24 protein-coding genes and 2 pseudogenes are annotated in these 26849 nt (G+C 58.7%); 16 read left to right on the forward strand and 10 right to left on the reverse strand.

The window, feature by feature from the left end; genetic code table 11:
* Nucleotides 1-108: 108 nt before the first annotated feature.
* From ISN39_RS27070 to ISN39_RS27090, 5 genes are read left to right on the forward strand one after another with little or no spacing between them, the layout of a single operon-like run.
* Nucleotides 109-1254: an extracellular solute-binding protein gene (locus ISN39_RS27070; RefSeq protein ID WP_194731176.1), complete on the forward strand. Its 1146-nt coding sequence runs from the start codon at nucleotides 109-111 to the stop codon at nucleotides 1252-1254.
* On the forward strand, nucleotides 1254-2147 hold the full coding sequence (locus ISN39_RS27075; RefSeq protein WP_194731177.1) for an ABC transporter permease subunit: 894 nt from the start codon (nucleotides 1254-1256) through the stop codon (nucleotides 2145-2147). The genes ISN39_RS27070 and ISN39_RS27075 overlap by 1 nt, the downstream gene beginning before the upstream one ends.
* Nucleotides 2144-2971, forward strand: coding sequence for an ABC transporter permease subunit (locus tag ISN39_RS27080; RefSeq protein ID WP_194731178.1), 828 nt, complete (start codon nucleotides 2144-2146; stop codon nucleotides 2969-2971). Before ISN39_RS27075 ends, ISN39_RS27080 begins: the two co-directional genes overlap by 4 nt.
* Before the next feature lie 36 nt (nucleotides 2972-3007).
* Nucleotides 3008-4087, forward strand: coding sequence for an ABC transporter ATP-binding protein (locus ISN39_RS27085; protein WP_194731179.1), 1080 nt, complete (start codon nucleotides 3008-3010; stop codon nucleotides 4085-4087).
* Nucleotides 4080-4928 (forward strand): glycerophosphodiester phosphodiesterase, encoded by an 849-nt coding sequence (locus ISN39_RS27090; protein ID WP_194731180.1) that lies wholly within the window; start codon nucleotides 4080-4082, stop codon nucleotides 4926-4928. The genes ISN39_RS27085 and ISN39_RS27090 overlap by 8 nt, the downstream gene beginning before the upstream one ends.
* Nucleotides 4929-4937: 9 nt before the next feature.
* Here ISN39_RS27090 and ISN39_RS27095 read toward each other — a convergent pair whose 3' ends face one another.
* The 4 genes from ISN39_RS27095 to ISN39_RS27110 all read right to left on the reverse strand — a co-directional run bounded on the left by ISN39_RS27095 (nucleotide 4938) and on the right by ISN39_RS27110 (nucleotide 8637).
* Entirely contained in the window at nucleotides 4938-5762 is an 825-nt protein-coding gene (locus tag ISN39_RS27095) for an inositol monophosphatase family protein (protein WP_194731181.1), read from the reverse strand.
* Nucleotides 5763-5935: 173 nt separating this feature from the next.
* Nucleotides 5936-7924 (reverse strand): PhoX family phosphatase, encoded by a 1989-nt coding sequence (locus tag ISN39_RS27100; RefSeq protein WP_194731182.1) that lies wholly within the window; start codon nucleotides 7922-7924, stop codon nucleotides 5936-5938.
* A 125-nt stretch (nucleotides 7925-8049) separates the two neighbouring features.
* On the reverse strand, nucleotides 8050-8325 hold the full coding sequence (locus ISN39_RS27105) for a hypothetical protein (RefSeq protein WP_040115459.1): 276 nt from the start codon (nucleotides 8323-8325) through the stop codon (nucleotides 8050-8052).
* Between the two features lie 123 nt (nucleotides 8326-8448).
* Nucleotides 8449-8637 carry a hypothetical protein gene (locus ISN39_RS27110; RefSeq protein ID WP_074071861.1) on the reverse strand — a complete coding sequence of 63 codons (189 nt, stop codon included), beginning with the start codon at nucleotides 8635-8637 and terminating at the stop codon, nucleotides 8449-8451.
* Between the two features lie 172 nt (nucleotides 8638-8809).
* Here ISN39_RS27110 and ISN39_RS27115 point away from each other — a divergent pair, with 172 nt between their 5' ends.
* The 4 genes from ISN39_RS27115 to ISN39_RS27130 all read left to right on the forward strand — a co-directional run bounded on the left by ISN39_RS27115 (nucleotide 8810) and on the right by ISN39_RS27130 (nucleotide 14660).
* Nucleotides 8810-10552 (forward strand): type I secretion system permease/ATPase, encoded by a 1743-nt coding sequence (locus ISN39_RS27115; protein ID WP_194731183.1) that lies wholly within the window; start codon nucleotides 8810-8812, stop codon nucleotides 10550-10552.
* Entirely contained in the window at nucleotides 10549-11859 is a 1311-nt protein-coding gene (locus ISN39_RS27120) for an HlyD family type I secretion periplasmic adaptor subunit (protein ID WP_194731184.1), read from the forward strand. The genes ISN39_RS27115 and ISN39_RS27120 overlap by 4 nt, the downstream gene beginning before the upstream one ends.
* 228 nt (nucleotides 11860-12087) lie before the next feature.
* On the forward strand, nucleotides 12088-13521 hold the full coding sequence (locus tag ISN39_RS27125; protein WP_194731185.1) for a family 16 glycosylhydrolase: 1434 nt from the start codon (nucleotides 12088-12090) through the stop codon (nucleotides 13519-13521).
* A 188-nt stretch (nucleotides 13522-13709) separates the two neighbouring features.
* Nucleotides 13710-14660, forward strand: a complete 951-nt coding sequence (locus ISN39_RS27130; RefSeq protein ID WP_194731186.1) for a GH25 family lysozyme — start codon at nucleotides 13710-13712, stop codon at nucleotides 14658-14660.
* A gap of 437 nt (nucleotides 14661-15097) precedes the next feature.
* On the opposite strand, the gene ISN39_RS27140 is transcribed toward ISN39_RS27130, so the two are convergent.
* A complete protein-coding gene (locus tag ISN39_RS27140; RefSeq protein WP_194731187.1) occupies nucleotides 15098-15316 on the reverse strand; it encodes a hypothetical protein in 219 nt (72 codons plus the stop codon).
* Nucleotides 15317-15511: 195 nt separating this feature from the next.
* Between ISN39_RS27140 and ISN39_RS27145 the strand changes: the two are divergent.
* A pseudogene (locus ISN39_RS27145) lies at nucleotides 15512-15659 on the forward strand (NapC/NirT family cytochrome c); the annotation flags it as partial.
* A gap of 150 nt (nucleotides 15660-15809) precedes the next feature.
* Here ISN39_RS27145 and ISN39_RS27150 read toward each other — a convergent pair.
* Nucleotides 15810-16187 carry a YbaN family protein gene (locus ISN39_RS27150; RefSeq protein ID WP_074071855.1) on the reverse strand — a complete coding sequence of 126 codons (378 nt, stop codon included), beginning with the start codon at nucleotides 16185-16187 and terminating at the stop codon, nucleotides 15810-15812.
* 220 nt (nucleotides 16188-16407) lie between these two features.
* Here ISN39_RS27150 and ISN39_RS27155 point away from each other — a divergent pair, with 220 nt between their 5' ends.
* Nucleotides 16408-16698, forward strand: a complete 291-nt coding sequence (locus tag ISN39_RS27155; RefSeq protein ID WP_074071854.1) for a DUF6522 family protein — start codon at nucleotides 16408-16410, stop codon at nucleotides 16696-16698.
* 448 nt (nucleotides 16699-17146) lie between these two features.
* Here ISN39_RS27155 and ISN39_RS27160 read toward each other — a convergent pair whose 3' ends face one another.
* The 3 genes from ISN39_RS27160 to ISN39_RS36825 all read right to left on the reverse strand — a co-directional run bounded on the left by ISN39_RS27160 (nucleotide 17147) and on the right by ISN39_RS36825 (nucleotide 18957).
* On the reverse strand, nucleotides 17147-17476 hold the full coding sequence (locus tag ISN39_RS27160) for an ATPase inhibitor subunit zeta (RefSeq protein WP_194731188.1): 330 nt from the start codon (nucleotides 17474-17476) through the stop codon (nucleotides 17147-17149).
* Between the two features lie 673 nt (nucleotides 17477-18149).
* Nucleotides 18150-18593 carry a phosphotransferase gene (locus tag ISN39_RS36820; RefSeq protein WP_246763443.1) on the reverse strand — a complete coding sequence of 148 codons (444 nt, stop codon included), beginning with the start codon at nucleotides 18591-18593 and terminating at the stop codon, nucleotides 18150-18152.
* A 175-nt stretch (nucleotides 18594-18768) separates the two neighbouring features.
* Entirely contained in the window at nucleotides 18769-18957 is a 189-nt protein-coding gene (locus ISN39_RS36825) for a hypothetical protein (protein ID WP_246763444.1), read from the reverse strand.
* Nucleotides 18958-20126: 1169 nt separating this feature from the next.
* Here ISN39_RS36825 and ISN39_RS36830 point away from each other — a divergent pair.
* The 4 genes from ISN39_RS36830 to ISN39_RS27180 all read left to right on the forward strand — a co-directional run bounded on the left by ISN39_RS36830 (nucleotide 20127) and on the right by ISN39_RS27180 (nucleotide 24375).
* Complete coding sequence (locus tag ISN39_RS36830) at nucleotides 20127-20801, forward strand: hypothetical protein (RefSeq protein WP_246763445.1); 675 nt, start codon at nucleotides 20127-20129, stop codon at nucleotides 20799-20801.
* Nucleotides 20802-20806: 5 nt separating this feature from the next.
* Complete coding sequence (locus ISN39_RS27170; protein WP_281438335.1) at nucleotides 20807-21643, forward strand: Fic family protein; 837 nt, start codon at nucleotides 20807-20809, stop codon at nucleotides 21641-21643.
* 228 nt (nucleotides 21644-21871) lie between these two features.
* Nucleotides 21872-22381, forward strand: a complete 510-nt coding sequence (locus tag ISN39_RS27175; RefSeq protein WP_194731189.1) for a GNAT family N-acetyltransferase — start codon at nucleotides 21872-21874, stop codon at nucleotides 22379-22381.
* Nucleotides 22382-23001: 620 nt separating this feature from the next.
* On the forward strand, nucleotides 23002-24375 hold the full coding sequence (locus ISN39_RS27180) for an ISNCY family transposase (protein ID WP_194731190.1): 1374 nt from the start codon (nucleotides 23002-23004) through the stop codon (nucleotides 24373-24375).
* A gap of 9 nt (nucleotides 24376-24384) precedes the next feature.
* Here the strand turns inward: ISN39_RS27180 and ISN39_RS27185 are convergent.
* Nucleotides 24385-25115, reverse strand: a pseudogene (locus ISN39_RS27185) (hypothetical protein).
* 357 nt (nucleotides 25116-25472) lie between these two features.
* Between ISN39_RS27185 and ISN39_RS27190 the strand changes: the two are divergent.
* A complete protein-coding gene (locus ISN39_RS27190) occupies nucleotides 25473-26846 on the forward strand; it encodes an ISNCY family transposase (protein WP_194731191.1) in 1374 nt (457 codons plus the stop codon).
* Nucleotides 26847-26849 lie beyond the last annotated feature (3 nt).

Raw genomic sequence — 26849 nt, forward strand, 5'->3', positions numbered from 1 at the left:
GCAAAAAACCCTTCGTCCGGACCCTTTTGTCATCCCGATGTCACGCGTCAGCGTTAGCTAGCTCCAACAGGCACGCGGGGTGCGACCGCGAAACGAATGGAGAAGGTAATGAACAGACGCGAGTTTCTTATCACGTCGTCGGCCGCAGCAGCTCTGCTGGCTGCGCCGCGTTTTGCCACCGCCGCAGCGAGGACGATCGATCTCTACAGCGGCTCCGATGCCAATATCGTCGACTTCTGGAACAACATCGTCCGTCCGGCTTTCGAAGCGGCCCATCCGGACGTTGCCTTGAAGGTCACTGATGCCGGCGACAATACCGGCCTGCGCGCCATTGCAGATCGTGCCCTGGCCGCCCTCCAGACCAAGACCGATCCGCAGGCAGACATCTTCGAAACCTTCGATCCACGCCTGCCGACGGGTGGGATCGACGCCGGTCTTTGGGTCAAGTTCTCTGCAGAGAACATCGAAGGCTTCGACCGCGTCAATCCGCTGAGCGTCGACAGCGAATATTCGCTTCCCTACCGCGGCTCGCAGGTTCTTCTCGCCTACGATAAGGCCAAGCTCGACCCAATGGATGCGCCCAAAACCTGGGAACAGCTGATTTCATGGATCAAGGCCAATCCGGGCCAGTTTATCTACAATCGTCCCGACAAAGGTGGTTCAGGCGGAAACTTCGTTCGCCGCGCCATCCATGAGGCCAACGGCCGCGATCCGAAGAAATTCACGATCGACAACTTCTCGGCCGATTACGCCAACCAGACCCTGACGCCTGCCTGGGCGATCCTCAACGACCTTGCGCCGTCGCTCTATGAAAAGGGCGCCTATACGGCTGGCAACACGCAGTCGATCCAGCTTCTGGCGCAGGGCGTCGTCGCCATGACGCCGGTCTGGTCCGACCAGGTCCTGCAGGCGATCTCGCAGGGCGTTCTACCGGAAACGACCGGCCTCGTTCAGCTCGGCGACCTTGCGCTTTGCGGTAATTTCTCGCGCATGACGGTGTTTTCGAACGGCGCGCACAAGGACGCGGCCCTGAAGCTCACCGCCTTCCTGCTGACAAAGGAGATGCAGGAAGCGATCATCACCGAGATCGGCGGTTTTCCGGGCATCTCCTGGGACCATATCTCCGAGGAACTCCGCCAGAAATATGCCGATGTCGTCCCGGCGACGATCCCGACCTTTCCGAGCGGCGATTGGGAGCCTGCCATCAACGACGGCTGGTACCGCAGCGTCGCGCCGGGCATCAGCCGGACCTGATGCGCAGGGATTTTGCGCCACCATCGCTGGCGCGCTGGCGCACACCAGCCGCCACGAACGCTTCGGCGGGGCTTCTTCTCGTCGCCGTGCCGGTGCTTCTGCTGGGTTGGCTGATCGTCTATCCGATCATCGCCGCAGTCGTCGGCACGGTTTTCCTGCGCCAACCGGACGGCGCTACTGTCTTTTCGCTTGCCTCCTACCGCTTTTTCTTCAGCGATACCTATAGCCTCGCCAATCTCTGGCTTACGCTCTGGACGACGCTGGTTTGCGGCCTGCTGCTTCTCGCGACGGGCCTACCGATCGCCCTCTATCTGCGCTTTTCGCAGGGACGGCTCGCAGCCTATGTCCAAGGCCTTGCAATCTTTCCGATGTTCGTCCCGTCGATCATCCTCTCCTACGCGCTTATCCGCACGATCGGTCCGAACGGCACCGTCGACATCCTCCTGAACGCGACCGGCCTGCCAAAGCTGCCGTCTCCATATCTGACACCCTGGGGGCCAGTGATCGGCCTCGTCTGGGACAATCTTCCCCTGACGGTGCTGATGCTGGCGGCCGGATTGGGCAATATCGCGAAAAGCTCGATCGAAGCTGCGCGCGATGTCGGTGCTTCTCCGCTGCGGGTCTTCGTTTCGATTATCCTGCCGCGCATGGGCAATTCGTTTCTCGTCACGGCCTCCTTCGCCATCCTCGGCATCTTTTCGTCCTTCACGCTGCCTTACGTGCTTGGCCCAGCTTCGCCCGAGATGATGGGGCCGTTCATGCAACGCACCTTCTCCGACCTCAACGACCCGCTGAATGCTCTGACGCAAGCGGTGATCACCTTCGGCTTCTGCCTGGTGTTCGGGATCTTCTATGTTCGCTCGATCGCGAAAAACCGGGAGGGCGGTCGATGAGCCTTGGTACAGCTGCCGGTGCGGCAAGGATCGATTGGGTTGGCATCCTGTTTGCGGCGCTGTTGACCCTGTTCATCGCGCTTCCGCTGATTGTTGTCGGAACCTGGGCCTTTACCGAGGTCTGGCGCTATCCCTCTGTCATTCCGCAGCAGTTCGGGCTGCGCTTCTGGTCGCAGACGCTATCGCGCTCCGACGTCTGGGAATCGCTTTTTCTCAGCCTTCGGCTGACGGCGACCGTGACGCTGCTGTCGGCTGTGATCTGCCTGCCGGCGGCTTACGCATTTGCGCGCATGACCTTTCCGGGCAGGAACATCCTCTTCCTGTCCTTTCTTGCTTCGCACGCCTTCCCGAAGTTCGGACTGCTTGTCGCGATCGCCGGCATCTTCCTGCAGCTCGGCCTGATCAGCACGTTCTGGGGTGTCGTCCTGATCCAGCTCGTCGGCACCCTCATGCTGATGATCTGGATCCCTGTCGCGGCGTTCCAGAACGTTGACCGGCGCATGGAGGAAGCGGCCCGGGATGCAGGTGCGGCACCACTGCGGGTGTTCTGGTCGATGACCCTTCCGCAGGCTGCACCGACAATCGCGGCTGCGCTTCTGCTCACCTTTGTTGGTACCTTCTACGAAACGGAGGGAGCGTGGCTGATCGGTGCTCCTGAGGTCCGAACCATGCCGGTATTGATGATCACCTTCATCAACAATCAGATCGTCGTGCAGTACGGCGCAGTCCTCTCGGTCATGTTGTGGGTGCCGTCCTTCATCGCACTGATGTTTGCCCGCCGTGTCGTTGGAACGGGTGCCTTTGCCCGCGGCTTTGGCGCGTGACGTGCGGATCGGGCATGACCCGAAGAAAGGCTTGAGATGGCACGCTTGACGATCAAAGGGATTTCGAAGGCCTTCGGCGCTTCGTTCGCAGTGCGCGATTTCTCGCTCGATGTCGATGATGGCGAGCTCGTCTGCCTGCTCGGACCATCGGGGTCCGGCAAGTCCACGCTTCTTCGCATGATCGGCGGTTTCGAACGACCGAGTGCAGGTTCAATTCTCATCGACGCCAAGGATGTTACGACACTTGCGCCGGAGAAGCGCCCGACAGGGATGGTGTTTCAAAGCCATGCGCTCTGGACGCATATGGACGTCTTCAACAATATCGCATTCGGGTTGAAGATACGCAGGCTGCCGAAACCCGAGATCGCGGAGCGCGTTGAAAGCGCGCTCGCACTTGTCGGCCTTTCCAACTACGGAAAGCGGATGACGACACAACTTTCGGGCGGGCAGCAGCAGCGCGTGGCGCTGGCGCGCTCGCTCGTGCTCGAGCCGAAGATCCTGCTGCTCGACGAGCCTTTTGCCAGTCTCGACCAGCATTTGCGCGAGCGCCTGCGGGAAGAGGTGCGCGACATCCAGCAGCGCCTCGGCATCACGACCCTGTTTGTCACTCATGGGCAGGACGAGGCGCTGGCGCTTGCCGACCGGGTCGTCGTCATGCGGGATGGCGGCACGGAACAGACCGCACCGCCGGACCTCATTTACCGCGAACCGAAGACCGAATTCGTGGCAGGTTTTATCGGCTCCATGAATTTCGTTCGCGTGAAGGTCCGCAACGGGATCAGCGAACATCCGGACTTTTCGCTTGCAGTTCCGGTCGAAGACGGCGATCTCGTGCTCGCCTTCCGACCGGAAGCGCTCTCGCTCAGCCGGTCAAAGAAGTCAGGCGCCGGCATCGTGCATCGCAGCATCGATTTCGGCACTCACAGGATCGTCGATATCGACCTTGCGGACGGCACGCGGCTCAAGGCCATGACGTCACCGGATGTCGATTGGACAAGGGGCTCCCTTGTGGAACCGGCAGCCACCGCCTATTTCGCCTTTCGTGACAACAAGCTCGTCCATCGGTCGGCCGCCGCCGGCGAGCTGCAAACCGATCGGATGCTCGGACATGTCTGACCGCAGGGGGATTGCCGTCGAAACAGGTGCGCACCGGACATGGCTGAAATGGCATCGTGGCCATCGCTTCGCCGGCGACATCTCATTCACGCGCCGGCGGATTGCCGAAGGCATGTTGCTCGGCGCCAGCGTCGAGATAGATCTCATTCGTTTTTGCGGCGAAGGTTTTGCGGTTCTTCACGATGAGACACTTGATCGGGCCACGACGGGCACGGGCCGTGTCCTGGATGCTTCGCAGGAGTATCTGCGTGGCTTGCAGCTTCGCGATGATACCGGCGTGCCGGCAGATCACCCGGTGATGCTGATCGACGATCTCGGGCAGCTTCTTCTTGCGGGCGAATGCGATGAAAATGCCGTCCTGCAGCTGGATCTCAAGGAGGCGTCCGCGAGTATCCGCGACGTGGATATTACCGCCTTTGCCGCAGCATTGTCGCCGGTCGCACGGTCGGTCATTCTGTCTGGGGGCGATGCTAGAGCCGTCGAACGGCTTTCCGACGCGGTTCCCGACATGCCGATCGGCTATGACCCTTGTCACGACGGGGCGATTGAGCGCTTGATCGAAAGCCGCGACTTCGCAGGTTTCGTGGAAACAGCGCTGAAGGCATCGCCGCGCGCGCGAATGTTCTATCTCTATTACGAACTGGTGCTCTTCGCCGACGCTGCAGGTTATGACCTCATTGACGCCTTCCATCGCGCTGGCCGCCGCGTCGATGCCTATACCATCACGGCAGCCGTTCCCGAAGTCTTGCCGAAGGTTCGACGGCTTCTTGCGCTGAAAGCGGATCAAATCACGACCGACGATCCGGTCGGGCTGGAAGCGCTGCTGGTCAAGCACCTGTAAGTCCCGAGCTCAGTTAAACCCTTGGACAAGCCACGGATGGATCGCCCTATTTGCGGCGAGGATATCGCCGTTTGCCGTGACCGGCCCGCCGCAAAAGGCCGAAACCTGTCCGCCAGCCTCTTCGACCAGAAGGACCGACGCGCCATAATCATGCAGCGACAGGCCGTCTTCGAAGAAGCCGTCCAGCCGTCCGCATGCCACATAGGCAATCGAAAGTGCTGCTGAGCCCAGCCGCCGCACACCAGCCGTATTGACCATCAGCCGCTTGAGCGCGGTGAAGTAAGTGTCCTCGCTGACGGCTTTCACTTGTCCTGGAACGGGCAGTCCAGCGCCGATCAGGACGCTTTCGATTTCGGCGTTCTCGATGCAGCGGATCGGCTCACCGTTCAGATAAGCGCCGCCGCCGGCCTCCGCGCTGAACAGTTCATCCTGCATCGCATCATAGACGACACCAGCCACGATGCGGCCACCTTCGGCGATCGAAATCGTCATGCCGAAATGCGGAATGCCCCAGGCGTAGTTTGTCGTGCCGTCGATCGGGTCGATATAGATGACAGGTGTGCTTGCCTCGGCATCACGATTGCCGACGGCTTCCTCTCCTTTGATCGCGTAAGTGGGAAAGGCTTTCGCCACCTCATCGACGATGATCCCCTCGACCGCCACGTCGATTTCCGTCTGGTAGTCACGCGGAGCCTTCGACACGATCTCGCTCACCAGCCGCCGCTTTAGCGACCTGCGGGCGGTTTGCCCCGCTTTCAGTGCCGTATTTGCGAGAAGCAAAAGGCGTTGCGAGGCCGCCGGTGACAAGCGGGTGGAGACCGAGGACGATGTCATGAAGAATTCTTATGGAGATTGCGGATTTCGTTTGCCCAAAGCTTTCGCAGAGGCGCATGAAGTTTTTGTGACGCGAGAGGGCATGGATGCAGACACGATTGTGTCCCTGTGAACAACAATAGCCGGGACGACGCACTCGTCCCGGCTAACAAAGGCTCTGTCAACGCGCCGTCTCAGATGCCGATCTTGCCGCCGCCGATCTTGGTGATGGCAAGTACAGACGGGCGCACTGGCATGTCATCCTTGAAGTCTGGCCACCTGGTGGAAAGATCCTCGTAATAGGATGGGCGGCCATGGCCCGCCCAGTCATCACCGCCGTCCCCGGGATGCTGCACGGCGACGAAAGCCGTTTCGTCATCCGGGGCAAAGAGCGGACCACAGAGCTCGGCACCGACCGGGACGCGGAAGAACAGGCGAGAGGTGGCGCGAGCGTCACCCTCGGTGTCGACAGCCCAAAGGCCGTCAGTGCGGCCGGTGGCCTTGTTGTTATTGCCGTCCGTTGCGACCCAAAGACGGCCGGCCGAATCGACGGCGCAGTTGTCCGGCATGCCGAACCAGCCGTTCTTGGAAGTTTCGGTCGAGAAAGTCGCGCCGACTTCGGCAACCGAAGGATCGCCGCACTTCAAGAGAACTTCCCATTTGCCTGAAGTTGCTGAGTAATCGCCGCCATCCTCGGTGATCTCGATGATGTGACCGAAGGCGTTGTCGGGGCGGGGATTTGCGGCGTCCACCTGATCGGCCTTGCGCTTGCTGTTGTTGGTCAGCATGACATAAACCTTGCCGTTGACGGCGTTCGGTTCGATGTCTTCCGGCCGGTCCATTTTCGTTGCGCCGACAATGTCGGCGGCGCGACGCGTCTCGATGAGAACGTCGGCCTGGCTGGCAAAGCCGTTTTCGGCTGACAGCGGTCCTTGGCCGAAGATGAGCGGCAGCCACTGCAACGTACCGTCCTCGGCAAATTTGGCCACGTAAAGCGTGCCCTCATCGAGGAGATCAAGATTGGCGGCACGATCGTTCGCATTGAACGTTCCCGACGTCACGAACTTGTAGACATAGTCGAAGCGTTCATCGTCGCCGAGATAGAAGACAACACGGCCGTCCTTGCTGACGATCGATGCCGCTCCCTCATGCTTGGTACGGCCAAGAGCGGTGCGCTTCTTCGGGGTCGCGGTCGGATCCATGACGTCGACTTCGACGATCCAGCCAAAGCGATTCGGTTCGTTCGGTTCCTTGGAGAGGTCGAAGCGGTCGTAGTAATTGGCCCAATCATATCCGCCTTCCGGCACGCCGTAGCGCTTGTAATTGGCGGCTTCCTTATGGCCTTCCGGCAGTTCGCCGGAGAAATAGCCGTGGAAATTCTCTTCAGCCATGATGTAGGTGCCCCAAGGGGTCACGCCGCCGGCACAGTTGTTGAGCGTGCCGATGACGCGCGTGCCGGTGGCGTCCGCCGAGGTCTTGACCCGATCATGACCGGCAGCCGGGCCGGTAAGCTGCATTTCCGTGGTAGAGGTGATGCGGCGGTTGTAGCGGCCTTCCGGAACGACCTGCCACTTTCCGTCGACCTTGCGGATCTCGACAATCGTGCCGCCATGCGCGGCCATTTCGACGTCGACTTGTTCCTTGCTGAGCTTGCCCTGGGAGATCTTCCCGTCGACGATCTTGACGATGCCGGGAAACATCAGGTGCGGGTTCGTATATTCGTGGTTTACGACAAGCAGCCCGTTTGTCGAAGAACCTTCAAGCGGGATGAAGCCGACATAGTCGTTGTTGTAGCCGAATTGCCGGCGCTGGGCTTCTGCCGTCTGCTTGGTCGGGTCGAAGGCCGGTGCGTCGGGGAAGAGCGCGTCGCCCCAACGCAAAAGGACGTCAGCGTTGTAGCCTTCGGCGACGTGATGGTTGGCATCCACGCCGGCCTCGACTTCCGGGAAGGAGAAGGCAGAAGCGCCATTCGCGCGCGCCTTTTCCGCCGTCATCAACGCCACTGGGCTGACGGTCGCGGTAATGGCGGCAACTGCAAGCGAACCCTGGAGGAAACTACGGCGCGAAAAGCGCTTGCTGATGATTTCGCCCATGGTCGGATTGAGGCTCGAATTGTGGCCTTCGCCATCTGCGTCTTCAAGTTGCGTCGTGGGGAATATCTTTTGAGAAAGATGTTCATTCATGGGACTGGCTCCAAAGTTGAGAACGGCCCCTAGTTTTGGAGCCATTCTAAACTTAGGGCTGGGATATTACGGAAATGCGACAATTGCCTTGCCGCTCGCTCGTAACCCGTCGTCGTCGGCTGAATTTAATGCCGCGTCATTTTATGCCAGTTCTGGACATCCTTCGCCGTGATCCAGATGCGGCCATCGAAGGCGATCTCGCCATGATCGAATTTCCGGCTTGCAATAAGTTCGAGTACGCTCAGATCCTGCGGCAGCCACCGTGGGTCGGGCGCAGCCTGAACACCAGCAAGCGCATCTTTCGTCACACATACGGCTTGATGTGTGTCCTCGGCCTTCATGACGATAAGCGCATCGTTGCCGATCAGGTTGAACGTATCCGGTAAAGCGATAAGCTGCATTTGCAAACTCCTTGGCGAAGATATCCAGCCCAAGCGCCACGTGCCTGAAGCGGCAAGGCCCGCCACGCGACGTGCTGCCTTGCTATCGCGGAAAAGCAGCGCCCCATTGATAGGCCGTCATGGTTAACGAAAGGTTGCCGGCTCCCAGCCCGTAGGCTGCCAACAGGGCCAAATTTCGTCGGCAATCTCCCTTATCCACAGCAGGATTTGCAGGCCGGGCTTGCTTTTCTCGAACGCCGCGGCTGAGATAGTGGGTGAAAATTTCGTCCGCAAGGCATGCGCGACCTCGTCCCGTTCCTGCACATCGGCCATTCAGATGCGTCCGCTGTAAAGCGGTCCTTAATTTAGACCGAAAGAAACTTTTTAACGGGAACACGCCGACCGCATGGGATGATAACAATAGCGTCGAACTGAGAATCAAATGTTGAATGGCCTGCACGAACGGCTCCCGCTTCGTGTCGGTGATACAACCGCGGAGCGCTGCATGACGAACGAAAAATCCGGCCCACCACGGGCTTTCCTTGTGGCGGTGCTTTTTTCCCTCAAGCGCGCTTTCCTGGGTGTCGGAGCCACGAGCTGCATTGTCAACATATTGGCGCTCACTGGCTCCTTCTTCATGTTGCAAGTCTATGACCGGGTGATTCCGGGTCGAAGCCTGCCGACACTTGCCGGGCTTGCGATCATTGCAGCAACGCTCTTCATCTTCCAGGGATTGCTCGATTTTATCCGTTCGATGCTTTTGATGCGCGCCGGAGCCGCTGTCGACGAGCGTTTGGGAGGCGACGTCTATAACTCTCTGATCCTGTTGCCCTCGCGGATGCGAATGCCGGGCGACGGTCTGCAGTCGATCCGCGATCTTGATACAGTACGCGGTTTTCTCTCCGGCCCCGGGCCAACGGCGCTGTTCGATATGCCGTGGATGCTTTTTTACATCGGTCTGTGCTTTCTCTTTCACGTCTGGATCGGTGTCACAGCGCTTGCCGGTGCGGTGATGTTGATAGGCCTTACAGCACTCGCCGAATTCAAGTCCCGCAAACCGGCAAAAATTGCCGCAGAGCTTTCCGCGCGGCGACTGAATCTTGCCGAAGCGACACGGCGAAACTCCGAGGCCGTGTTGGCCATGGGGTTCGGGTCGTTGCTGGCCACCAAATGGACCGAGGTTAACAACCGGTATCTTGCCAATCATATCTCGGCGACGACCGTCACGACCAGTCTGATGTCGATCTCAAAAGTCCTTCGGATGATGCTGCAATCCGGTGTGCTGGCGGTCGGCGCCATCCTGGTCGTCAGGCAAGAGGCGACGCCCGGCATCATGATCGCAAGTTCCATCCTCGTCAGCAGGGCGCTGGCACCTGTGGAGCTTGCAATCGGACAATGGAAGGGCTTTGTCGCCGCCCGGCAAAGCTGGAGCAGACTGACGAAGCATCTGGAACTGCTGCCGGCCGAGGAGCGGCATGTCGACCTGCCTGCACCGACCGCCAACCTGTCCGTGGAAGCGCTTCACCTTGCCGTTCCTGGTACCCGGACGATGGTACTGCGCGGGGTCTCGTTCAAGGCGGAGGCCGGAGACGCCGTCGGCGTCATCGGACCGAGCGCATCTGGAAAATCGTCGCTTGCCCGCGGACTCGTCGGTCTTTGGAAACCTATCGGCGGCTCGGTGCGTCTCGACAAGGCGTCCCTTGATCAGTGGGACCCGTCGTCGCTCGGCCGGTCGATCGGCTATCTCCCGCAGGAAGTGTCGCTTTTCGAGGGCTCAATTGCCGAGAATATCGCGCGTTTCGACAGAAATGCCCCGTCCGAGAAAATCATTGCAGCGGCAAGAGCTGCGGGCGTCTATGAGATGATCGTGCAGTTTCCCGATGGCTTCGATACCCAGATCGGAGAGAACGGATCGATGCTTTCGGCCGGGCAACGCCAGCGCATTGGCCTGGCGCGCGCGCTCTATGGCGATCCTTTCCTTGTCGTCCTGGATGAGCCGAACTCGAACCTCGACAGCGATGGCGAGGCAGCGCTCGCTCAGGCGATCGCAGGCATCCGGGCACGCAAGGGCATTGCCATCGTTATTGCTCACCGGCCAAGTGCATTGGCGGCCGCCAATCTCGTTCTGGTACTCGCCAATGGACAGCTTCAGGCCTTCGGGGCGAAGGACGAGGTTCTCAATAAGGCAACGGTTTCGACGGCTCCGCGCAGTAGCACGCTGACGGTTATAGCGGGAGGCGACAGTTGATCGACAAGCGATCTCCCATATCCGAAGCTGCAATCAGCCGCCTTACGACAATCGCACTCGCGATGGTCCTGCTTCTGATCGGCGTGGTTGGGGGCCTCGGAGCAACGACCTATCTCTCCGGCGCGGTGATTGCGAACGGCACGCTTGTCGTCGACAGCTATGTGAAGCCCGTTCAGCATCAAAAGGGCGGCACTGTCGGGAAAATCTTCGTCAAAAACGGCGGGCTGGTGGAGGCTGGGCAGATCCTCGTGCATCTGGACGACACGCAATTGCGGGCAAACCTCGCAATCATCTCCCGGCGACTGAACGAGCTGTCGGCCGCCTCTGCCAGGCTGGGCGCCGAACGGGACGGCGTTGAGGAGATTGGGTTTCCCGATAGCCTGTTAGAACAGGCGGGCGAAGCTGGAGACGGCGGTATCATCGAAGGCGAGCGCCGATTGTTCGAAGATCGCCGGACATCGCGTGCCAGCAGAAAAGCCCAGTTGCGCGAACGCATCCAGCAATTGCGGCAGGAAGCGGAGGGACTTGTCGCCCAGCAGACCGGCAAGAAGGCAGAGATGGCGCTGATCGACAAGGAGCTTGCGAGCGTCAGGCGCCTGTTCGATCAAGGTATCGTGCCCGTCAACCGTCTCTATGCCCTTGAACGCGAGTCCGCGCGCCTGACGGGCGAACTCGGCAGCCTTGTGGCAAGCCTTGCGCAGACGAACGGTAAGGTGACCGAGACGGAATTGCAGATCATTCAGATCGATGACGATCACCGCAGCGAAGTATCGGACGAACTGCGCAAGACGCAGAGCGACATCGGAGAATTCTCGGAACGAATGGTCGCCGCAAGAGACGAACTGCGGCGCGTTGACATCCGGGCGCCTCAGACAGGTATCGTCCATCAGCTTACGGTCCACTCCGCCGGCGCTGTCGTTCCACCTGGCGAGCCGATCATGCAGATCGTGCCCGCCCGCGATACGCTGACGCCCGAAGTCCGCGTCTTGCCCCAGGACATCGATCAGCTATCCATCGGCCAAGAGGTCAGGCTGCGATTTTCTGCCTTCAACCAAAGGAACACGCCCGAAATCAACGGTATCGTGCAGCAGATTGCCGCCGATCTGACGACGGATCGGGAGAGCGGCACGACCTACTATGCCGTCCGGATCTCGGTTGATCAGAGCGAATGGAGCCGATTGGGCGGCCTTGTGCCCGTCCCCGGCATGCCGGTGGAAGCATTCGTGCAAACAGGTGCGCGTACTGCTCTTGCCTATTTGACGAAGCCTCTGACCGACCAGGTGGCACGCGCGTTCCGGGAGGACTGAGTGATCTGGCGGGGCGCGTGCGAGGGCAAGCGCAAGTCTTTTCCGTGTCACTATGGATCACTATGGTCCGAACGCCAGATGGTGGCACAGCCGCAAACGCGCGGCGATAATTCCATTAGGTCTGTTGCAGGCTTTCCCTGGAGGTTGAAGCTAAAACCAATCGACAGAGTCAAAATCGCCTAAATCGTCGTCTATTATCGCAAGGCAGAAAACGAAGGAGAATCATATATGGCAAGCTCGGTTACGAACGCCGTTGGTAAATCACTCTTTTATACCGGTGCATCGAGCGCCTGGTTTTCGGCCAAAGGTTCAGGCCCTGTGCTGAATGGGACGAGCGGCAACGATTCGATCTGGGGCGACGCCTCCGTAAACGTTACCATGCAGGGCGGAACGGGTGACGACATCTATTACCTTTACTCCAGCATCAATCGCGCGGTGGAGGCCGCGAACGCCGGGGTCGATACCATCAGCACCTGGATGAGCTATACGCTTCCTGAAAATTTCGAAAATCTGACCGTCACCGGCAGCGGCCGCTACGCCTTTGGCAATGCGGCGGACAATATCATCACCGGCGGATCCGGCAGTCAAACGATAGATGGTCGCGCGGGCAACGATGTCCTCATCGGCGCCGGCGGTTCCGACACGTTCATCTTCACGCGCGGCAACGGCAGCGACCTTGTCGTCGATTTCGGCACCGACGATACCGTCCGATTGAACGGCTACGGGCTGTCGAGCTTCGATCAGGTCGTAAGCCACCTCACACAGGAGGGCGCAAACCTGCGGCTCGATCTCGGTGGCGGAGAAAGTATCGTTTTTGCGAACAAAACCGTCGCCGACCTCAGCGCGGATCAGTTCCAGCTGACGCTCGACCGGTCCGCACTCACGCTCACATTTGCCGATGAATTCAACAGCCTGTCGCTGCGCAACGGTGACCAGGGCGTTTGGGATGCCAAATTCTGGTGGGCGCCGGAAAAGGGCAGCACGCTCCCCGGCAATGGCGAACTCCAGTGGTACATCAATCCGTCCTATTCTGCGACCTCGGCCGTCAATCCCTTCTCTCTTCAGAATGGGGTGCTAACCATAACAGCGGCGCCGGCCTCCGAAGCAATCCAATCGCAGATCAACGGCTACGATTATACGTCGGGCCTCTTGAACACGCATTCCTCCTTCGCTCAGACCTATGGGTACTTCGAAATGCGCGCCGACATGCCGACCGAACAGGGTGCCTGGCCGGCTTTCTGGCTGCTGCCTGAAGATGGCTCGTGGCCGCCGGAACTCGACGTCGTCGAGATGCGGGGACAGGATCCGAACACCGTCAACGTGACAGTCCACAGCAACGAGACCGGCTCGCGCACCACGGTCTCGACGCCGGTCAAGGTCCCAAGCACCGATGGCTTCCACACCTATGGGGTCTTGTGGGACGAAGATCAAATCGTCTGGTATTTCGACGATGTCGCCGTTGCTCATGCCGATACGCCGGCCGACATGCATGATCCAATGTACATGCTGGTAAACCTCGCCGTCGGCGGCACGGCCGGAACGCCGGGTGCCGGGTTCGCCGATGGGGCACAGATGAAGATAGACTACATCCATGCCTATTCGCTCGATGATGCACCGGTCACGGCCAGCGCCCAATCCGCTGCAACCGACTGGCACATTTAACATCTGCCCCGGCCGATGATCGACGCGAATCTCAAGCGACAGACTTGGTTCCGAGCGCTTCGACGGTGAACGGGTCGTGCACTTGAGCGCCATGGCCATGGCGCTCAATCAGCCGCTTGGACGCGGCGCGCGTTAAGGCTGCCTTATTCTTAATATATTATAAACTCGGGATATTTTACCTTGGCTCGATGAAGGGGCTCCGAGCATCGATTCTTTCCTGCCTTTGTCTGCTTGCTTTCATCGCTGAAGCAGGGGGGCTGCTTGCGGCGGATGTGTCGCCCTGGAAGAGTTCAAACAACGCGCTGGTTGTCGACGCCTATGAAATGAATGCGATCGATTGGCAGGCCTTGCTCAAGGACGAGCGCGTCGCGGCCTTTATTTCCAAGGCATCCGATGGTCTGCCCGAGAGCTTCAGCTGCGAGGGAGAGCACCGTGGAGACACGTTTGCGCATTGCAAGACGATGTGGCGGAAATACGCGGTAAGCCGCGAGCTCTATACGAGCCGCCGGATGATTGCCCGACAGAACGGCTTGCTCTGGGGTGCCTACCATGTCGGCCGGCCCGGCAATCCCATCGACCAGGCCAATCACTTCCTCGACTATGCGACGCCGGATGCGGACGATCTGATGATCCTCGATATCGAAGGCATCGACCCCGATCGGTTCATGTCACTCGAGGATGCGCAGATATTTGTCGGGCACATCAGGGCGAGAACCGGACGCTATCCGATCCTTTATACCAACCATGATACGGCACGCTATATTGCCGCATATCGGCGGGACTACAGTGTACTGGCTAGGCTGCCCCTTTGGTATGCGCGTTACAAGCCGGACATCCGCAAGGTCTTCCCGCTTGGGAACTGGCAGAACTATTTTCTCTGGCAGTTTTCTTCCGCCAGCAACTGTTCAAAGCGGCGCTGTCCATATCGCGTGCCGGGCACGCTGACCGATATCGACGTGAACGTCGCAGCGATGTCCAAGGAGGAATTGCGGCGTGCCTGGCCCCAAGGCGGTCTCCTGCGCCCTGCCGAGCCCGATCCTCCGCTGATCCTTGCAAAGATCGAATTCGGCTCCGTGCCGCTTGAAGCGCCGCAACCTGACCTGATCGTAACGTCTTCGATCTCGCCGGACCGCCGCTGACGAGCGGTGGCGTCCAATCGAACCGGGTCTTCAGGGCATGCCGGATGGTAAAGGGAAACACCCTGTTAACCAATGCAGCCGGAAGTGGGGCAAGCCCGGAACCGTTCTGGGATGAAACCGTTCCCGCTTCGGGAGGTGCTGCGTCATGAAAAGGGCTATTTGGGATACTCCAATCACTCTTGAGGATCCGGTAACGGGCACTATGCGAACGGTCAAGACCGTGCGGCAAGCCAAGTCGATGCTTGATCGTTCCTGGCCGGCTTATCATGGAAGCCAGTACCGACGAGCAGAGCAGATATGTGACGACGCTCTTAATGGCGGGTGCGACGGGACCAAAGCCCGACAAGCATTCATTGCTGCAGCGGTCGAAGCGCACTTCCGTTTAAGCTGAACAGAAAGTTCCGCCGCCGTATGGGCAGCCGGCAAACCAGCGCGGGCTAACGTCCGATCAAGACGTGTATGCTGCCGTGCGCAGGCAGTCCGCGATAGATCAGCGGCTGGTGCTTGCGGCAGTACCATCGTGTGGCGCCGGTGCTCTCCTCGAAGCCGTAACAGCCCCATTGCGTGCAACGGATGCCACTTGCATCTTCATGGTCGCAGTAATGGTTCTCATGGACGTTTGCACCCGGCGCTGTCGTGTGTCCTTCGAGACTCATCCTGGCAATCCTTCCAAGAGCGGTATTAAGCGCGTCCATTTTCGTTTGGGCAATCTCTGGAAATGCACGTCCAATGCTCTAGTTCCTTCCAGGGATCGCAATACCCATGACTTCGCGACCAAACCGTGAACTCTAGATGACCATGCCTCCGATAGGTTTTGTTTTCCGGCGCATTTTGATTGCTTAATTGAAATTGCGCTGGAACTTACCAACACTGAAAAGTTCTGCACATCCTGTCACGAGAGCTCACCCGCACCATTCATTTGTCCAAGCGTTCCGGCGTCACGTGCCGCACCAATGGACAGACAAGATCGCCCGCAAGATGCCAGCCTCCAAGGAGGTGTAAGGTAACGATCAACACACGACCGAGTCTCTCGACAAACGCCTCGAGCTTGGCAGGCAATTCGCCGATCGATGACCTCACCCATGCTTTGGACAAAATTCACGCGGGGCGTTCTAAGCCGAGGGCCGTGTGGCAGTCGTGAGACGATTTTCAGTATCGCGGTTCGGGCCTGGACGCGACATAGATCGCGGCAACCGCCATCAGAACTCCAGCGCCAACCATCGCAATTGCTGAAGGTCTGAAAAATACGAGCAGAATGAGAAAGCTGCAAATCATCGAGATACAGGCGACAAGCTTATGACGTCGCCGGATCGCCCCTTGGCGCCGCCAATTTCGCAGTGGCTCGCCGAAGCGCGGATGGGCAAGCAGCCAGCGCTCAAAGCGCGGGGAGGAGCGGGAGAATAGAGCAGCGGCAAGGATCAGGAACGGAGTCGTCGGAAGCAGCGGCACGAAGATACCAATAACGCCGATTGCAACGAAACCAAAGCCAAGGGCAGCAAACAGCAATCGCACGGAATGTCCTTTCATCAAGCGGCTTCAGCCGTTCAACCGCTCCAAAGCGCCGATCGCCCTGCCGTTTCTCCTATCAGCATACCATAGGGATGCGCGGACAATAGGATTGCAGTGAGCGCCGTTCAACCTTGCGCAAATCCGCTTTTCCACCAAACCGAATATCTCGGTAAAAGCGACCAGGCATACAACGCACGCCTAGAGACGCGATCAGGGACAAGACCGGAAGGGATCCAGAATGCAGATAACGCGCGACGACAATGGTGACTTCATCCTCAATCCCGCAGAGCTTTCCTCGCGCTTCGGCCTCTCCGGAGCCGAGTTCAGGCGAAAACTGCAGATGGGATTGGTTGCAAGTACCGTGGAAATTGGTGAGGGCGAGGATCTCGGCCTACAGCGGCTGAGCCTCAGGATCGGCAATCGCATTTGGCGCGCGATCCTCGACAACTCCGATACTGTCATTTCCGAAGAAATGACCTTCGCCCGGGCTGGCACGATGAAAAGGAGCAGCCGCCGGAAGCTTGCGTAGAAGCGGCTATTCGCCACCTATTTCCGTTCATTCTTGCCGTGGGCTATCTCATCAGGGGGCAGGGACCTTGTCCTCGTCTGCAATACCCTTCGTGAAGGCCTTATGCCCTGGGAGAAGTGACGATCCCGGCATTGGTCGCTCCAAGGCATCGAGGAACCCCGGGGTGATGAAACGCTCCAGGGCGAGAACACGGTCGAGGAGATGTCGCCAATGACACGACACCCGCAACGCGGCCTCGACCCAAGGCATAGGTGTAGTACGAGGAAATGGCGAGCGACAGAGGCGGTCAGCTTCTTCGACATCGGCACGCGCTTCCTCGGCAGCGACACTCGGCTATCGCCAAATCTTAAGCCGGCGCCTGCACGGCAGGTGGACCGAGGGCGGCGATAAGCTTGGCCGCGCTCCGCTCTCAGGGGATGGACCTCCATATGGTCCATCTGTCGTCCCGCTACCTTTGCGTTGCGTCCTCACGCTCCATGGCTTCGGCAGCCATGTACATCAGGTCGTGCATCTTCTCGCGAAGAAGTGCTTCATCGGCAGCCCGGCCAGCGGCACTGAAGTCCGCGCGAATCTTCTGCAGCAGATTCGAGTCTTCCGGCGAAGCGATGGCTGTTGCCACGACCTCGTTCACATACGCGTCGACGTCGTTGCGGCCGATTGCAGCGGCAACCCATTCCGCCAGCAGGCGATTTCGGCGGGCGCGGACCTTAAGCGACCGCTCAAAGTCGAGAATGTATTTGTCTTCAAGCGCCCGTCTTCTATCGTCCAAGGATGTCATGCGAAAACTCCTTTTCCTTGCCGCGGCGCAAAAGGCCGTGAGCATCGAGTGCGACCGGGCCGAAACAGGACTTTGCTTGTGCGTCATGACGTAACCTCCGTTTTGAGGCGACGGTGTGCGCGAGAGACAAGGCGCGTTGATAGCGATCAAACCCGACCATCTGAAAACGCTGTGAGAGGGTTAGCCGTTCCCAAATTGGTGCAGGACTTCGAATCTATTCCTCACTTCGCCCGCCACAAGGACCCGCGTTATGGCAGCCAGACAGATGGCCACCCTCAAACCCGCGCGGATATCCGGGCGATAAGAGAGCACTTTCGAACCCCTGTTCACAGTCGAAATCCAGGAGTTCGGTTTATCCTCCTGGATCTTGCTCCTCTTGGCGCACAGGAGACCCAAGCAAAAGTCTCAGTTGGCCCGAAGCCGCCCCACATCCCGGCGATCCGGAAGGACTGGTGCGGAAAAGCAACCTACGTCATGTCAGGCATCGAACACGGGAAGAATATCCTCTTCATTTCGAATTCGCCGCAACACTTCCCAAGTCAGCCGCCGCAAGGTTTGTAGACCGAGTCCGCAATATCCCAACTGCTCAAGGCGAAGCAGAAGTAGAGCAGCGTCCAACTGGATCATCATCGACTGGCGCGATGTGTTCGAGCACGCCGGGGGGTGGGACGAATCACGATCCCACCAGAGTTAAAGCGTGCTCCTCAACCCACTCGATCTCAAGGGCCGCCTCGTCGAGCACACCGCGGCGAGCGAGCTCGACCTCCCAGCCAGAACCGTCGGCGACGAGCTTCCACATGTGTTCTTGCAATTGGCGCATCCGCTCGATTCCCGCGTGCACAACGCCAATCTCAGGCTCGAGATCATACGCGTCGAGCAGCAAGCGAAAGCGGCGAGCCTTTTCGGCAACGCCGATCGGGAGCCCGTGTGCTCGACACTTCGCGTCACGCCAGAACGGCACCCAACGCCAGGCGATGAACCCAAGGTCCCAGGCGCGAGGCCCCGGAGCCGCGGTGTCCCAATCGATGAACGCCACCGGAAGGCCTGCTCGAAAGATGGTGTTCCATGGCGCGAGATCGTTGTGACAGACCGTCTCGACAGGCTCGCGAGACTCCAAGCGCCACCCGAGGCTGGCCGAGGGAAAGGTCGACGCGGCATCGTGATAGGAACGTATGAGCGCGCCGAGACGAGCACGTCGTCACGCCAAACATAGTCTGGGAGACGACTGTCGAAGCGGCCACCGTGGTCCGGGATGAAGCCGGCACCTCGGCCGACCTCGCCCTCAATATAAGTCAGAACTTCTCGCCCTTGGTGGTCAAAGCCCAGCGCACGCGGCGCGCCAGCAAATCCTTTACGCTCATGTGCTGCAACAGATCGAGGACAGCCGGTGACCAAGAGCGACCGTCGCGCCGAACTGTCTGGCCGACTCGAACGACTGTCGAGTCTGCACCGCCGTCGAGGGGAATCTCTAACTCAACCATACACCTGTCTAACTCCCATTATCCTGCGTGTGCGGTGCGGATGGCCGACCTTGGCCAAGGTTCCTGCAGGTGAGTCTGATTGCAAGAAACTCGGCGAGCCGTCTTTCATGGACAAAACCACCAATTTACTAACTTCGCTCTCTGGCTGTGAAATTGAAGGGCTGATTGGAATTGACCTCCATGACTGATGCCGCGGTATCAAAGCTGCTCGGACTATGTCGTGTTGGAACGCGGCCACCCGCCAAACACCGCCAGTGCGCGTGAGGAATTTGAGAACTGTCCGCCGATGCGAGATGCGGCGGCGGGACTCATGCCGCAGAGCTCCTCGAGGGCGATACTGACCGGTATCGACTCAAGTGCGGGCATGCTGGAAGGGGAGGCGAGCACCTAATGAAAATCAATCGAATTTATGCTTTCAAGCTAATTGCCGGAAGCGCGGATGACCTCTGATACGAAGCGACCGAAGAGGATGCGCGTACGGGTCGACCGTGGTCGGTGTTGCCAGACCAGCAAAAGGATCATCCGCCACAGGGTGAAGGGTGATTGGATGAGCCTTAAAGGATCGACATTCAGATTCCCGACTTCGCTCTTCCAGACTGTGCACGTCGGTCTCATCAGTTCCAAATGGTGCGGTTTCGGCTCTGTAGCTGAGTGAGTGAGTTTATCGATGACCCAATAACAAAGGCGTTCTTGGATCGTCATGCCTGACCTGCCTGTTGCACCACGGTTTTGGCCATGTTTGTTGCTTTTGTTCCAGGCCGGATTCGCAACACAGGTGGGCGGTGTAGCACGGACCGTTTAGACCTTTGTTGCTTTCTGCATGGCTGCGAAGGCGGAAGGCGAAACCTATGGCCTGCCGCATTTCCCTCGGCGCGTCCATCGGGATCGATAGTTTCGGGCGACTATATCGTTCCAAGGATTCCACGATGGCCGAACCCGTACTGCCGCCTGCAACATGGAAGCTGTTCCGGCGTGGAAGGTTCAGATTGATGAAAACATCGCATTTTTCGACGTTGAGGCAAACTTGCATTGCGTTTTTTCACGCTCGAATGCGTTTTTGATGGCGCTCGCCAGGAAATGCATGGCCGTATAGTGTTTTTCGACGGAAGAGGGTAAATTAAACCGAATTTGAACAGGCGAATGCGTTTTTGAATAGGTAAGCTTCAACGATGAGCGAATTTCCAATCGGACAGAATTGGCTGAGGACGCATCTGCGATTGGATTGCCCCGCGCCAGCCGTCGAGTCCTGGTGCGGCCAGACGTCCCGGAAAACATATGTAGAAGAGGGTAGGGTCGTTGAGAAGTACCCTCTCGTCTATGCTCCCGAAGAAAGCATCGCGGGAAACCTCAAATTCGCTCTGAAGCATGAAACACTCGACATGGGCGTTATCGCCCAGACTATGAACAAGGTCGATCCGGCAGAGATCGAAGCCTGGATCAAAGCCGAGCCAAAAGGCGCGTTCGCCCGCCGCGCATGGTTTCTCTTTGAATGGTTCACTGGAACACGACTTTCTCTGCCGGACGCGGGAACCGTGAACTACGTCCACGCACTGGACGAGAAGAAAAACATCGGTGCGGCCGGAAGGTTCTCACAACGCCACAAGGTCGTCGACAATATGCTCGGCGTGCCGGGACTATGCGTCACCGTACGTTCCACGAGGCCTATAGCCGATGCAAGAGCGTCGGAAATCAACAGGCAAGCTGAAGACATCGTGAACGACTGCGATCCAGCACTCCTCGCCAGGCGATCCAGTACCTGTTCACCAAGGAGACGAAATCCTCCTTTGAAATCGAGCGCGAAGAACCCACCGCGCAGCGAGCAGAACGGTTCGTTGCCGCGCTGAGGAACATCGCGGCCTTCGATCCGGCGAGCAAAGGCGATCTCGTCGAGCTGCAGAATACGATCGTCGATCCGAGGTATGCCGCAGATGACTTCCGCGATTTCCAGAACTTCGTCGGGCAGACGATCGGCCCGGGCTTTGAAAAGGTCCATTTCATCGGCCCGAAACCCGAGGACGTCGAGCCGTTGATGGCGGATTGGTCTTTGTTGACTGAGCGGCTGAAGGGCATGTCGGACCCGGTGGTAGCGGCCACGATCGTCGCCTTCGCGTTCGTCTACATACACCCGTTCGAAGACGGCAACGGGCGAATTCACCGCTTCCTGATCCACAACATCCTGTCCAGAGAAGGCTTCACCCCTCCCGACTTTCTCTTCCCGGTATCCGCCGCCATCGTCCGTGACGAAAGGGCATACGAGGCCACGCTTGAAACGTTCTCGCGTCCCGCCTTGGAAAGAACGGACTGGCGATGGGACAGGGACCACAGCATCGTCGTCAGGAACGACACTGCCCACCTCTACCGATATTTCGATGCCACTCCATCGGTGGAGTTCATCTATCAAAAGATTGGCGAGACGGTTCAGAAAGACCTCAGGGAGGAACTCGACTACATTCGTTATTTCGACGCCGGCTACTCGGCTTTGACCGACATAATTGATATGCCCAACCGCAAAGCAGCTTTGTTTGTCAAGCTGTGCCTGCAGAACGGCCACATCTCAAACAAGAGACGCGGCTTGTTTGCGGAGATGACTGATGACGAGCTTTCGCTTCTGGAAGCCGCTGTGGCGGCGGCAGTGCAGCGCGTGAAGGATGGTTTGGATGCCGACACCGACGACGATGATACCTAGGAACTCTCGGGACGCACGCCGGCGTGACCGGCGAAACCGCCTGCCAGTTCCAAAGAGTGCGGTTTCGGCTCCGAAGCTGGGTGAGTGAGTGACTAGGTCCTGAAGGCGACCTGCGCTCAAGCATCCGCACGCGAGCAGGGCTTTGCGGCGTCGTGATTACCGCTTGGAATGCCCGTGGGCGATGTGCGAGTAGAACCTGTCGAGCAATCGACCTAAAGGTACAGCCAGATGATTGATTTCAGGTCACTGACCGAAGCAGATTTTCCGATATTGTGTGAATGGCTAAATAGCCCTCATATGCGTGCTCACTACCAGAAGGCGCCGATAACAATAGAGGAAGTTCAGAGGAAGTATTCCGAACGCCTCAATCCAAGCTATCCCACCCATTGCCATATAGCCTGTTATAATGGTGAGCCTTTTGGAAAATTGCAGTGCTATTTGCTTCGCGACTATCCCGATTTCGCGTTTGAGATAGGCGAGCACGACGGCGTAGCGGTCGACCTATTTATCGGTGATGAGCGTTTCATAGGGAGGGGCTTGGGGAAGGCTATGCTTCGCTCATATGTGCTCAACGTGGTTCCTTCCCTTTTCCCCCAAGACTGCAAATGCTTCATTTGTCACGCTAAAGAGAACAAAATAGCTATTCGTGGTTCGCTGTCCGCAGGGTTTCTGCCGTATCGAGACGTCATCGAAGGCGGGGTGGAAAGTCTGCTACTTTCATTCGACCGTCCGATTTAATTTAGAGGGATTGGGACTTAAAGCCGAACTGGGCCGTCATGCCCTCGACCGTCTCGGTTATCTCGCGGGTAAGTCAGACCATCTTTGGGGCATTATCCGACGTGCGGACCTCTGGGCAAGAGCATCGGCGTCGGCCTCGGCGATCAGACGGTCGAGGCAGTCGCTGCCACGCTGGCGCTGGGCGGCGTCATAGAGCCGGTCCAGGGCGGACAGATGCTTGCGTCGGGTCGACGGCTCTAACGACGTCTTTAGGACGTCGCTCCAGATTGTCGCCCAGAACCGAGGAGCACCGGAAGAGCCGACGCTGACCACGCCGGACATCGTTGGCGGTATTGACGAAGAAGCTAGATTAACCGGCATAACGACCTGCGCCCACATAAACCTGCGCAAATCTTTCACGCTCCGTCACAAAAACAACAGCCAAAACCGCTTTTTATCGAGGAAATCCACAACTGCGTAAGCGGCGGTTTGGGAGCAAAAAGCAACACTCACAAAACCGCCCGTTAGTTCCATAAGATAGATTATGTGATGTTTGTGTGTAGCCGCAAAGTTAAAGTGTCCTGATTCTGCAAAGTTGGAATGTCACACTCCCCGCGTTTTGATGACCTGGGAGATTGCGGATGGGACTGATTGCGATGAGCGAGCGTGATCTGCAGCGGATCGAGGTTTTGTCGAAGGTCGTTGACGGCCGGATGACGATAGTGTCGGCGGCGCATGTGCTTGATCTGAGTACGCGCCAGGTGCGTCGTCTGCTGGAGCGGATCCGCGCTGATGGTGCGGCATCAATCCGGCACAAGGCGATCGGCCGGCCGTCGAACAACCGGATCAGTGACGGTGTCCGGGATTACGCCGTGACGCTGGTTCGCGAACGGTATGCGGACTTCGGTCCGACGCTGGCGGCCGAGAAGCTTGCTGCCCGAGATGGATTGCGTGTGTCGCGCGAGACATTGCGCAGCTGGATGGTGGATGCTGGCCTGTGGCGATCACGCAAGCAGCGGCGGACGTTTCATCAGCCGCGCTTGCGGCGCGAAGCCTATGGCGAACTGGTACAGATCGATGGCAGCGAGCATCGCTGGTTCGAGGATCGTGGCGATCCGTGCTCGCTGCTGGTGTTCGTCGACGATGCGACGGGCAGGTTGATGCAGTTGCGCTTTGTCCGCTCGGAAAGCGCGTTCAGCTACTTCGATGCGCTGGCGCTATACCTCAAGTGTCACGGTGCACCAATTGCCTTTTATTCCGACAAGCATTCGGTGTTCCGGGTGGCGAAGAAGGACGCAAAGGGCGGCCAGGGCATGACCCAGTTCGGACGTGCGCTTTGCGAGTTAAACATCGAGATTCTCTGCGCAAATTCGAGCCAGGCCAAGGGTCGTGTCGAGCGGATGAACCGGACGTTGCAGGATCGGCTGGTCAAGGAACTACGGCTGGCCGGGATCGATGACATAGAAGCGGGTAATGCGTTTTTGCCGGGCTTCATGGAGGACTACAATGCGCGGTTTGCGATCGTCCCTGCCCGGTCTGAAGACCTGCATCGTCCGATGAACCTGGCGCCGGATCGACTGACGGAGATCCTGTGCAAGCGCGAGCAGCGTTATGTCGGATCGCAGCTGACGTTTTCGTTTGAACGCAAGCGGATCATGCTGAAGGAGACCGAGGTGACGCGCGGTCTGGTTGGCCGTTATGTCGAGACCTATGCCTATGCGGATGGTCGCCTGGATGTGCGCTGGAAAGGGTATTCCCTGCCCTACACGGTGTTCGACAAGGACCAGCGTGTGACGCATGCGGCGATCACCGAGAACAAGCGGCTTGGCGATGTCCTGTCCTATATCAAGGAGCGCCAGGACCAGCAGGACAAGCCGACCGTAAAGAGCAACAGCGACAAAAATGGCTACGTGAAACGCGCTCGCGGCCCGGGCCGGAGGAAAGATTTCATGGGCGATCCAAAGGTCGTTGCGCGGCGAGAGAACGCGTTGTTGAGGCAACCGGCTGCCGAATAAAAGTCGTCGTCAATGCATGCTGATTGAGGCCTGCTTATCCGACGCCAGTTTCAGACAGGCCTCCCACAAGGGTGTCTTGCGGTAGGTACCGTCCTGCCAGATAGTCAGTCCTTCGCGCTCTTCGTGTAGCAATCCCAGCCAGCACAGCGGCTGGATGACGTCGTAGCGGAGCGACGATCGTTCCATTACGGTTTCGACCGTCATCTCTGCTGGCGCTGGATACGCTTCGCTCGGATATAGCTCGTTCGCCAGCTCTTCGAGAGAACAAGGCATATCTGCTTTCATATTGATAAGATTGAGAAAGACGTGCCACCAACGTATCCGGTTGCGCACATCTTCCTGCGTCTGCCCATGATGGATATAAGATAATCCGTGGCGATCAGATCGAAGAAGGCTCTCGGTCTCGCCAAGAAGTCCCGACCACGTTTGGTTGGCAGCAGGTTGTCCTTATTCCAGCGAAGAAGTTTGAGGTGATGAAGCATGTCGCGCACGGGCCAAAGCGGCGGCATGTCGCTTTCGTTGAGCACCTTGTTCATGCTGTAGAGGTCTTCGGCTGTGAAGCCGGGCCACTGGAAGTGCGTGGCGGCCCAATGCACAAACTTGCGGTTCATGGCGCCAGTCGCGGTCAACCCGATGCCGCCCTGACTGCCGGCGTAGGAAACCGAAAGGATCATCCCGCGAAGAAGTGGCGAGAGAGCGGCGACATCGACGTCACCCACCAGCTTGATTTCCGGAAGCATCGTGCCACTCTGATCCCTGCCCTGCAACATACTGCCGACAATAGTACAACCGGCGACCGAACAATTGCTACTGAGAAAGCTAAAGCCCGAAGGGGTGCCTCTCACCCGCCCCCTCCCTTCCCTTGCAACCCGGCCCAGCCGGTCCGGTCGGGGGCTTGCCTCAGCGCAAGTGGAGATGTCGAGTGTCGCATTTCTAAATGGCTGAAGACGCCGCCCAAAGTGACATTTTAACTTTGCGCAGAAGCGGACATTCCAACTTCCCCGCCACATTGTGTGTAGCCGCAAAGTTAAAGTGTCCTGATTCTGCAAAGTAAGAATGTCACTCTCCCCGGGTTTTGATGACCTGGGAGATTGCGGATGGGACTGATTGCGATGAGCGAGCGTGATCTGCAGCGGATCGAGATTTTGTCGAAAGTGATCGCCGGCCGCATGACGCTGGTGTCGGCGGCGCATGTGCTTGATCTGAGCACGCGCCAGGTGCGTCGGCTGCTGGAGCGGATCAGCACTGGCGGTGCGGCATCGATCCGGCACAAGGCGATCGGCCGGCCGTCGAACAACCGGATCAGCGACGGTGTTCGCGATTACGCCGTGACGCTGGTGCGCGAACGCTATGCGGACTTCGGTCCGACGCTGGCGGCCGAGAAGCTTGCCGAACGCGATGGAGTGCGTGTGTCGCGCGAGACATTGCGCAGCTGGATGGTGGATGCTGGCCTGTGGCTATCACGCAAGCAGCGGCGGACGTTTCATCAGCCACGCTTGCGGCGCGAGGCCTATGGCGAACTGGTGCAGATCGACGGCTCGGAACATCGCTGGTTCGAAGATCGTGGTGAACCGTGCTCGCTGCTGGTGTTCGTCGACGATGCGACGGGCAGGTTGATGCAGTTGCGTTTCGTGCGCTCGGAAAGCGCCTTCAGCTATTTCGAGGCGCTGGCGCTTTATCTGAAGCATCACGGCGCGCCTGTGGCCTTCTATTCCGACAAGCATTCGGTGTTTCGGGTGGCGAAGAAGGACGCCAAGGGTGGCCAGGGCATGACCCAGTTCGGGCGGGCGCTTTGCGAGCTAAGCATTGAGATTCTTTGTGCAAACTCCAGCCAGGCCAAGGGTCGCGTCGAGCGGATGAACCGGACGCTGCAGGATCGGCTGGTCAAGGAATTACGGCTGGCGGGCATCTGCGACATGGAGACTGGCAATGCGTTTTTGCCTGGTTTCATGGAGTATTATAACCAACGCTTCGCAATCGTCCCTGCCCGGTCCGAAGACCTGCACCGGCCGATGAATCTGGCGCCGGATCGGCTGGCCGAGATCCTGTGCAAGCGTGAGCAGCGTTATGTCGGAGCGCAGCTGACGTTCTCGTTCGAGCGCCAGCGGATCATGCTGGAGGAGACCGAGGTGACGCGCGGCCTGGCGGGTCGCTATGTCGAGACCTATGCCTATGCGGATGGTCGATTGGATGTCCGGTGGAAGGGGCATTCCCTGCCCTACAGGACATTCGACAAGGACCAGCGGGTGACACATGCGGTGATCACCGAGAACAAGCGGCTCGGCGATGTCCTGGCCTATATCAAAGCACGTCAGGAGCAGTTGCCTGGACCAAAGGTGAGGACCAACAGTGAGAAGAATGGCTACAAACCGCGGGGCCGCAAGCCGGGTCGGAAGACGGACTTCATGAACGATTCAGTCGTCATCGCCAGGCGGCTTCAAGCGCTGTCCCGGCAGCAGGCGGCGGAGTAAGGA

Origin of the sequence: Rhizobium sp. 007 (genome assembly GCF_015353075.1) — a bacterium.
In the GTDB taxonomy this organism is placed as follows: domain Bacteria; phylum Pseudomonadota; class Alphaproteobacteria; order Rhizobiales; family Rhizobiaceae; genus Rhizobium.

What these genes read in the sequence shown, in the direction of transcription:
- ISN39_RS27070 (WP_194731176.1), top strand. Translation starts at nt 109, where the DNA reads ATGAACAGACGCGAGTTTCTTATCACGTCGTCGGCCGCAGCAGCTCTG.
- ISN39_RS27075 (WP_194731177.1), top strand. Translation starts at nt 1,254, where the DNA reads ATGCGCAGGGATTTTGCGCCACCATCGCTGGCGCGCTGGCGCACACCA.
- ISN39_RS27080 (WP_194731178.1), top strand. Translation starts at nt 2,144, where the DNA reads ATGAGCCTTGGTACAGCTGCCGGTGCGGCAAGGATCGATTGGGTTGGC.
- ISN39_RS27085 (WP_194731179.1), top strand. Translation starts at nt 3,008, where the DNA reads ATGGCACGCTTGACGATCAAAGGGATTTCGAAGGCCTTCGGCGCTTCG.
- ISN39_RS27090 (WP_194731180.1), top strand. Translation starts at nt 4,080, where the DNA reads ATGTCTGACCGCAGGGGGATTGCCGTCGAAACAGGTGCGCACCGGACA.
- ISN39_RS27095 (WP_194731181.1), bottom strand. Translation starts at nt 5,762, where the DNA reads ATGACATCGTCCTCGGTCTCCACCCGCTTGTCACCGGCGGCCTCGCAA.
- ISN39_RS27100 (WP_194731182.1), bottom strand. Translation starts at nt 7,924, where the DNA reads ATGAATGAACATCTTTCTCAAAAGATATTCCCCACGACGCAACTTGAA.
- ISN39_RS27105 (WP_040115459.1), bottom strand. Translation starts at nt 8,325, where the DNA reads ATGCAGCTTATCGCTTTACCGGATACGTTCAACCTGATCGGCAACGAT.
- ISN39_RS27110 (WP_074071861.1), bottom strand. Translation starts at nt 8,637, where the DNA reads ATGGCCGATGTGCAGGAACGGGACGAGGTCGCGCATGCCTTGCGGACG.
- ISN39_RS27115 (WP_194731183.1), top strand. Translation starts at nt 8,810, where the DNA reads ATGACGAACGAAAAATCCGGCCCACCACGGGCTTTCCTTGTGGCGGTG.
- ISN39_RS27125 (WP_194731185.1), top strand. Translation starts at nt 12,088, where the DNA reads ATGGCAAGCTCGGTTACGAACGCCGTTGGTAAATCACTCTTTTATACC.
- ISN39_RS27130 (WP_194731186.1), top strand. Translation starts at nt 13,710, where the DNA reads ATGAAGGGGCTCCGAGCATCGATTCTTTCCTGCCTTTGTCTGCTTGCT.
- ISN39_RS27140 (WP_194731187.1), bottom strand. Translation starts at nt 15,316, where the DNA reads ATGAGTCTCGAAGGACACACGACAGCGCCGGGTGCAAACGTCCATGAG.
- ISN39_RS27150 (WP_074071855.1), bottom strand. Translation starts at nt 16,187, where the DNA reads ATGAAAGGACATTCCGTGCGATTGCTGTTTGCTGCCCTTGGCTTTGGT.
- ISN39_RS27155 (WP_074071854.1), top strand. Translation starts at nt 16,408, where the DNA reads ATGCAGATAACGCGCGACGACAATGGTGACTTCATCCTCAATCCCGCA.
- ISN39_RS27160 (WP_194731188.1), bottom strand. Translation starts at nt 17,476, where the DNA reads ATGACATCCTTGGACGATAGAAGACGGGCGCTTGAAGACAAATACATT.
- ISN39_RS36825 (WP_246763444.1), bottom strand. Translation starts at nt 18,957, where the DNA reads ATGGTTGAGTTAGAGATTCCCCTCGACGGCGGTGCAGACTCGACAGTC.
- ISN39_RS36830 (WP_246763445.1), top strand. Translation starts at nt 20,127, where the DNA reads ATGAGCGAATTTCCAATCGGACAGAATTGGCTGAGGACGCATCTGCGA.
- ISN39_RS27175 (WP_194731189.1), top strand. Translation starts at nt 21,872, where the DNA reads ATGATTGATTTCAGGTCACTGACCGAAGCAGATTTTCCGATATTGTGT.
- ISN39_RS27180 (WP_194731190.1), top strand. Translation starts at nt 23,002, where the DNA reads ATGGGACTGATTGCGATGAGCGAGCGTGATCTGCAGCGGATCGAGGTT.
- ISN39_RS27190 (WP_194731191.1), top strand. Translation starts at nt 25,473, where the DNA reads ATGGGACTGATTGCGATGAGCGAGCGTGATCTGCAGCGGATCGAGATT.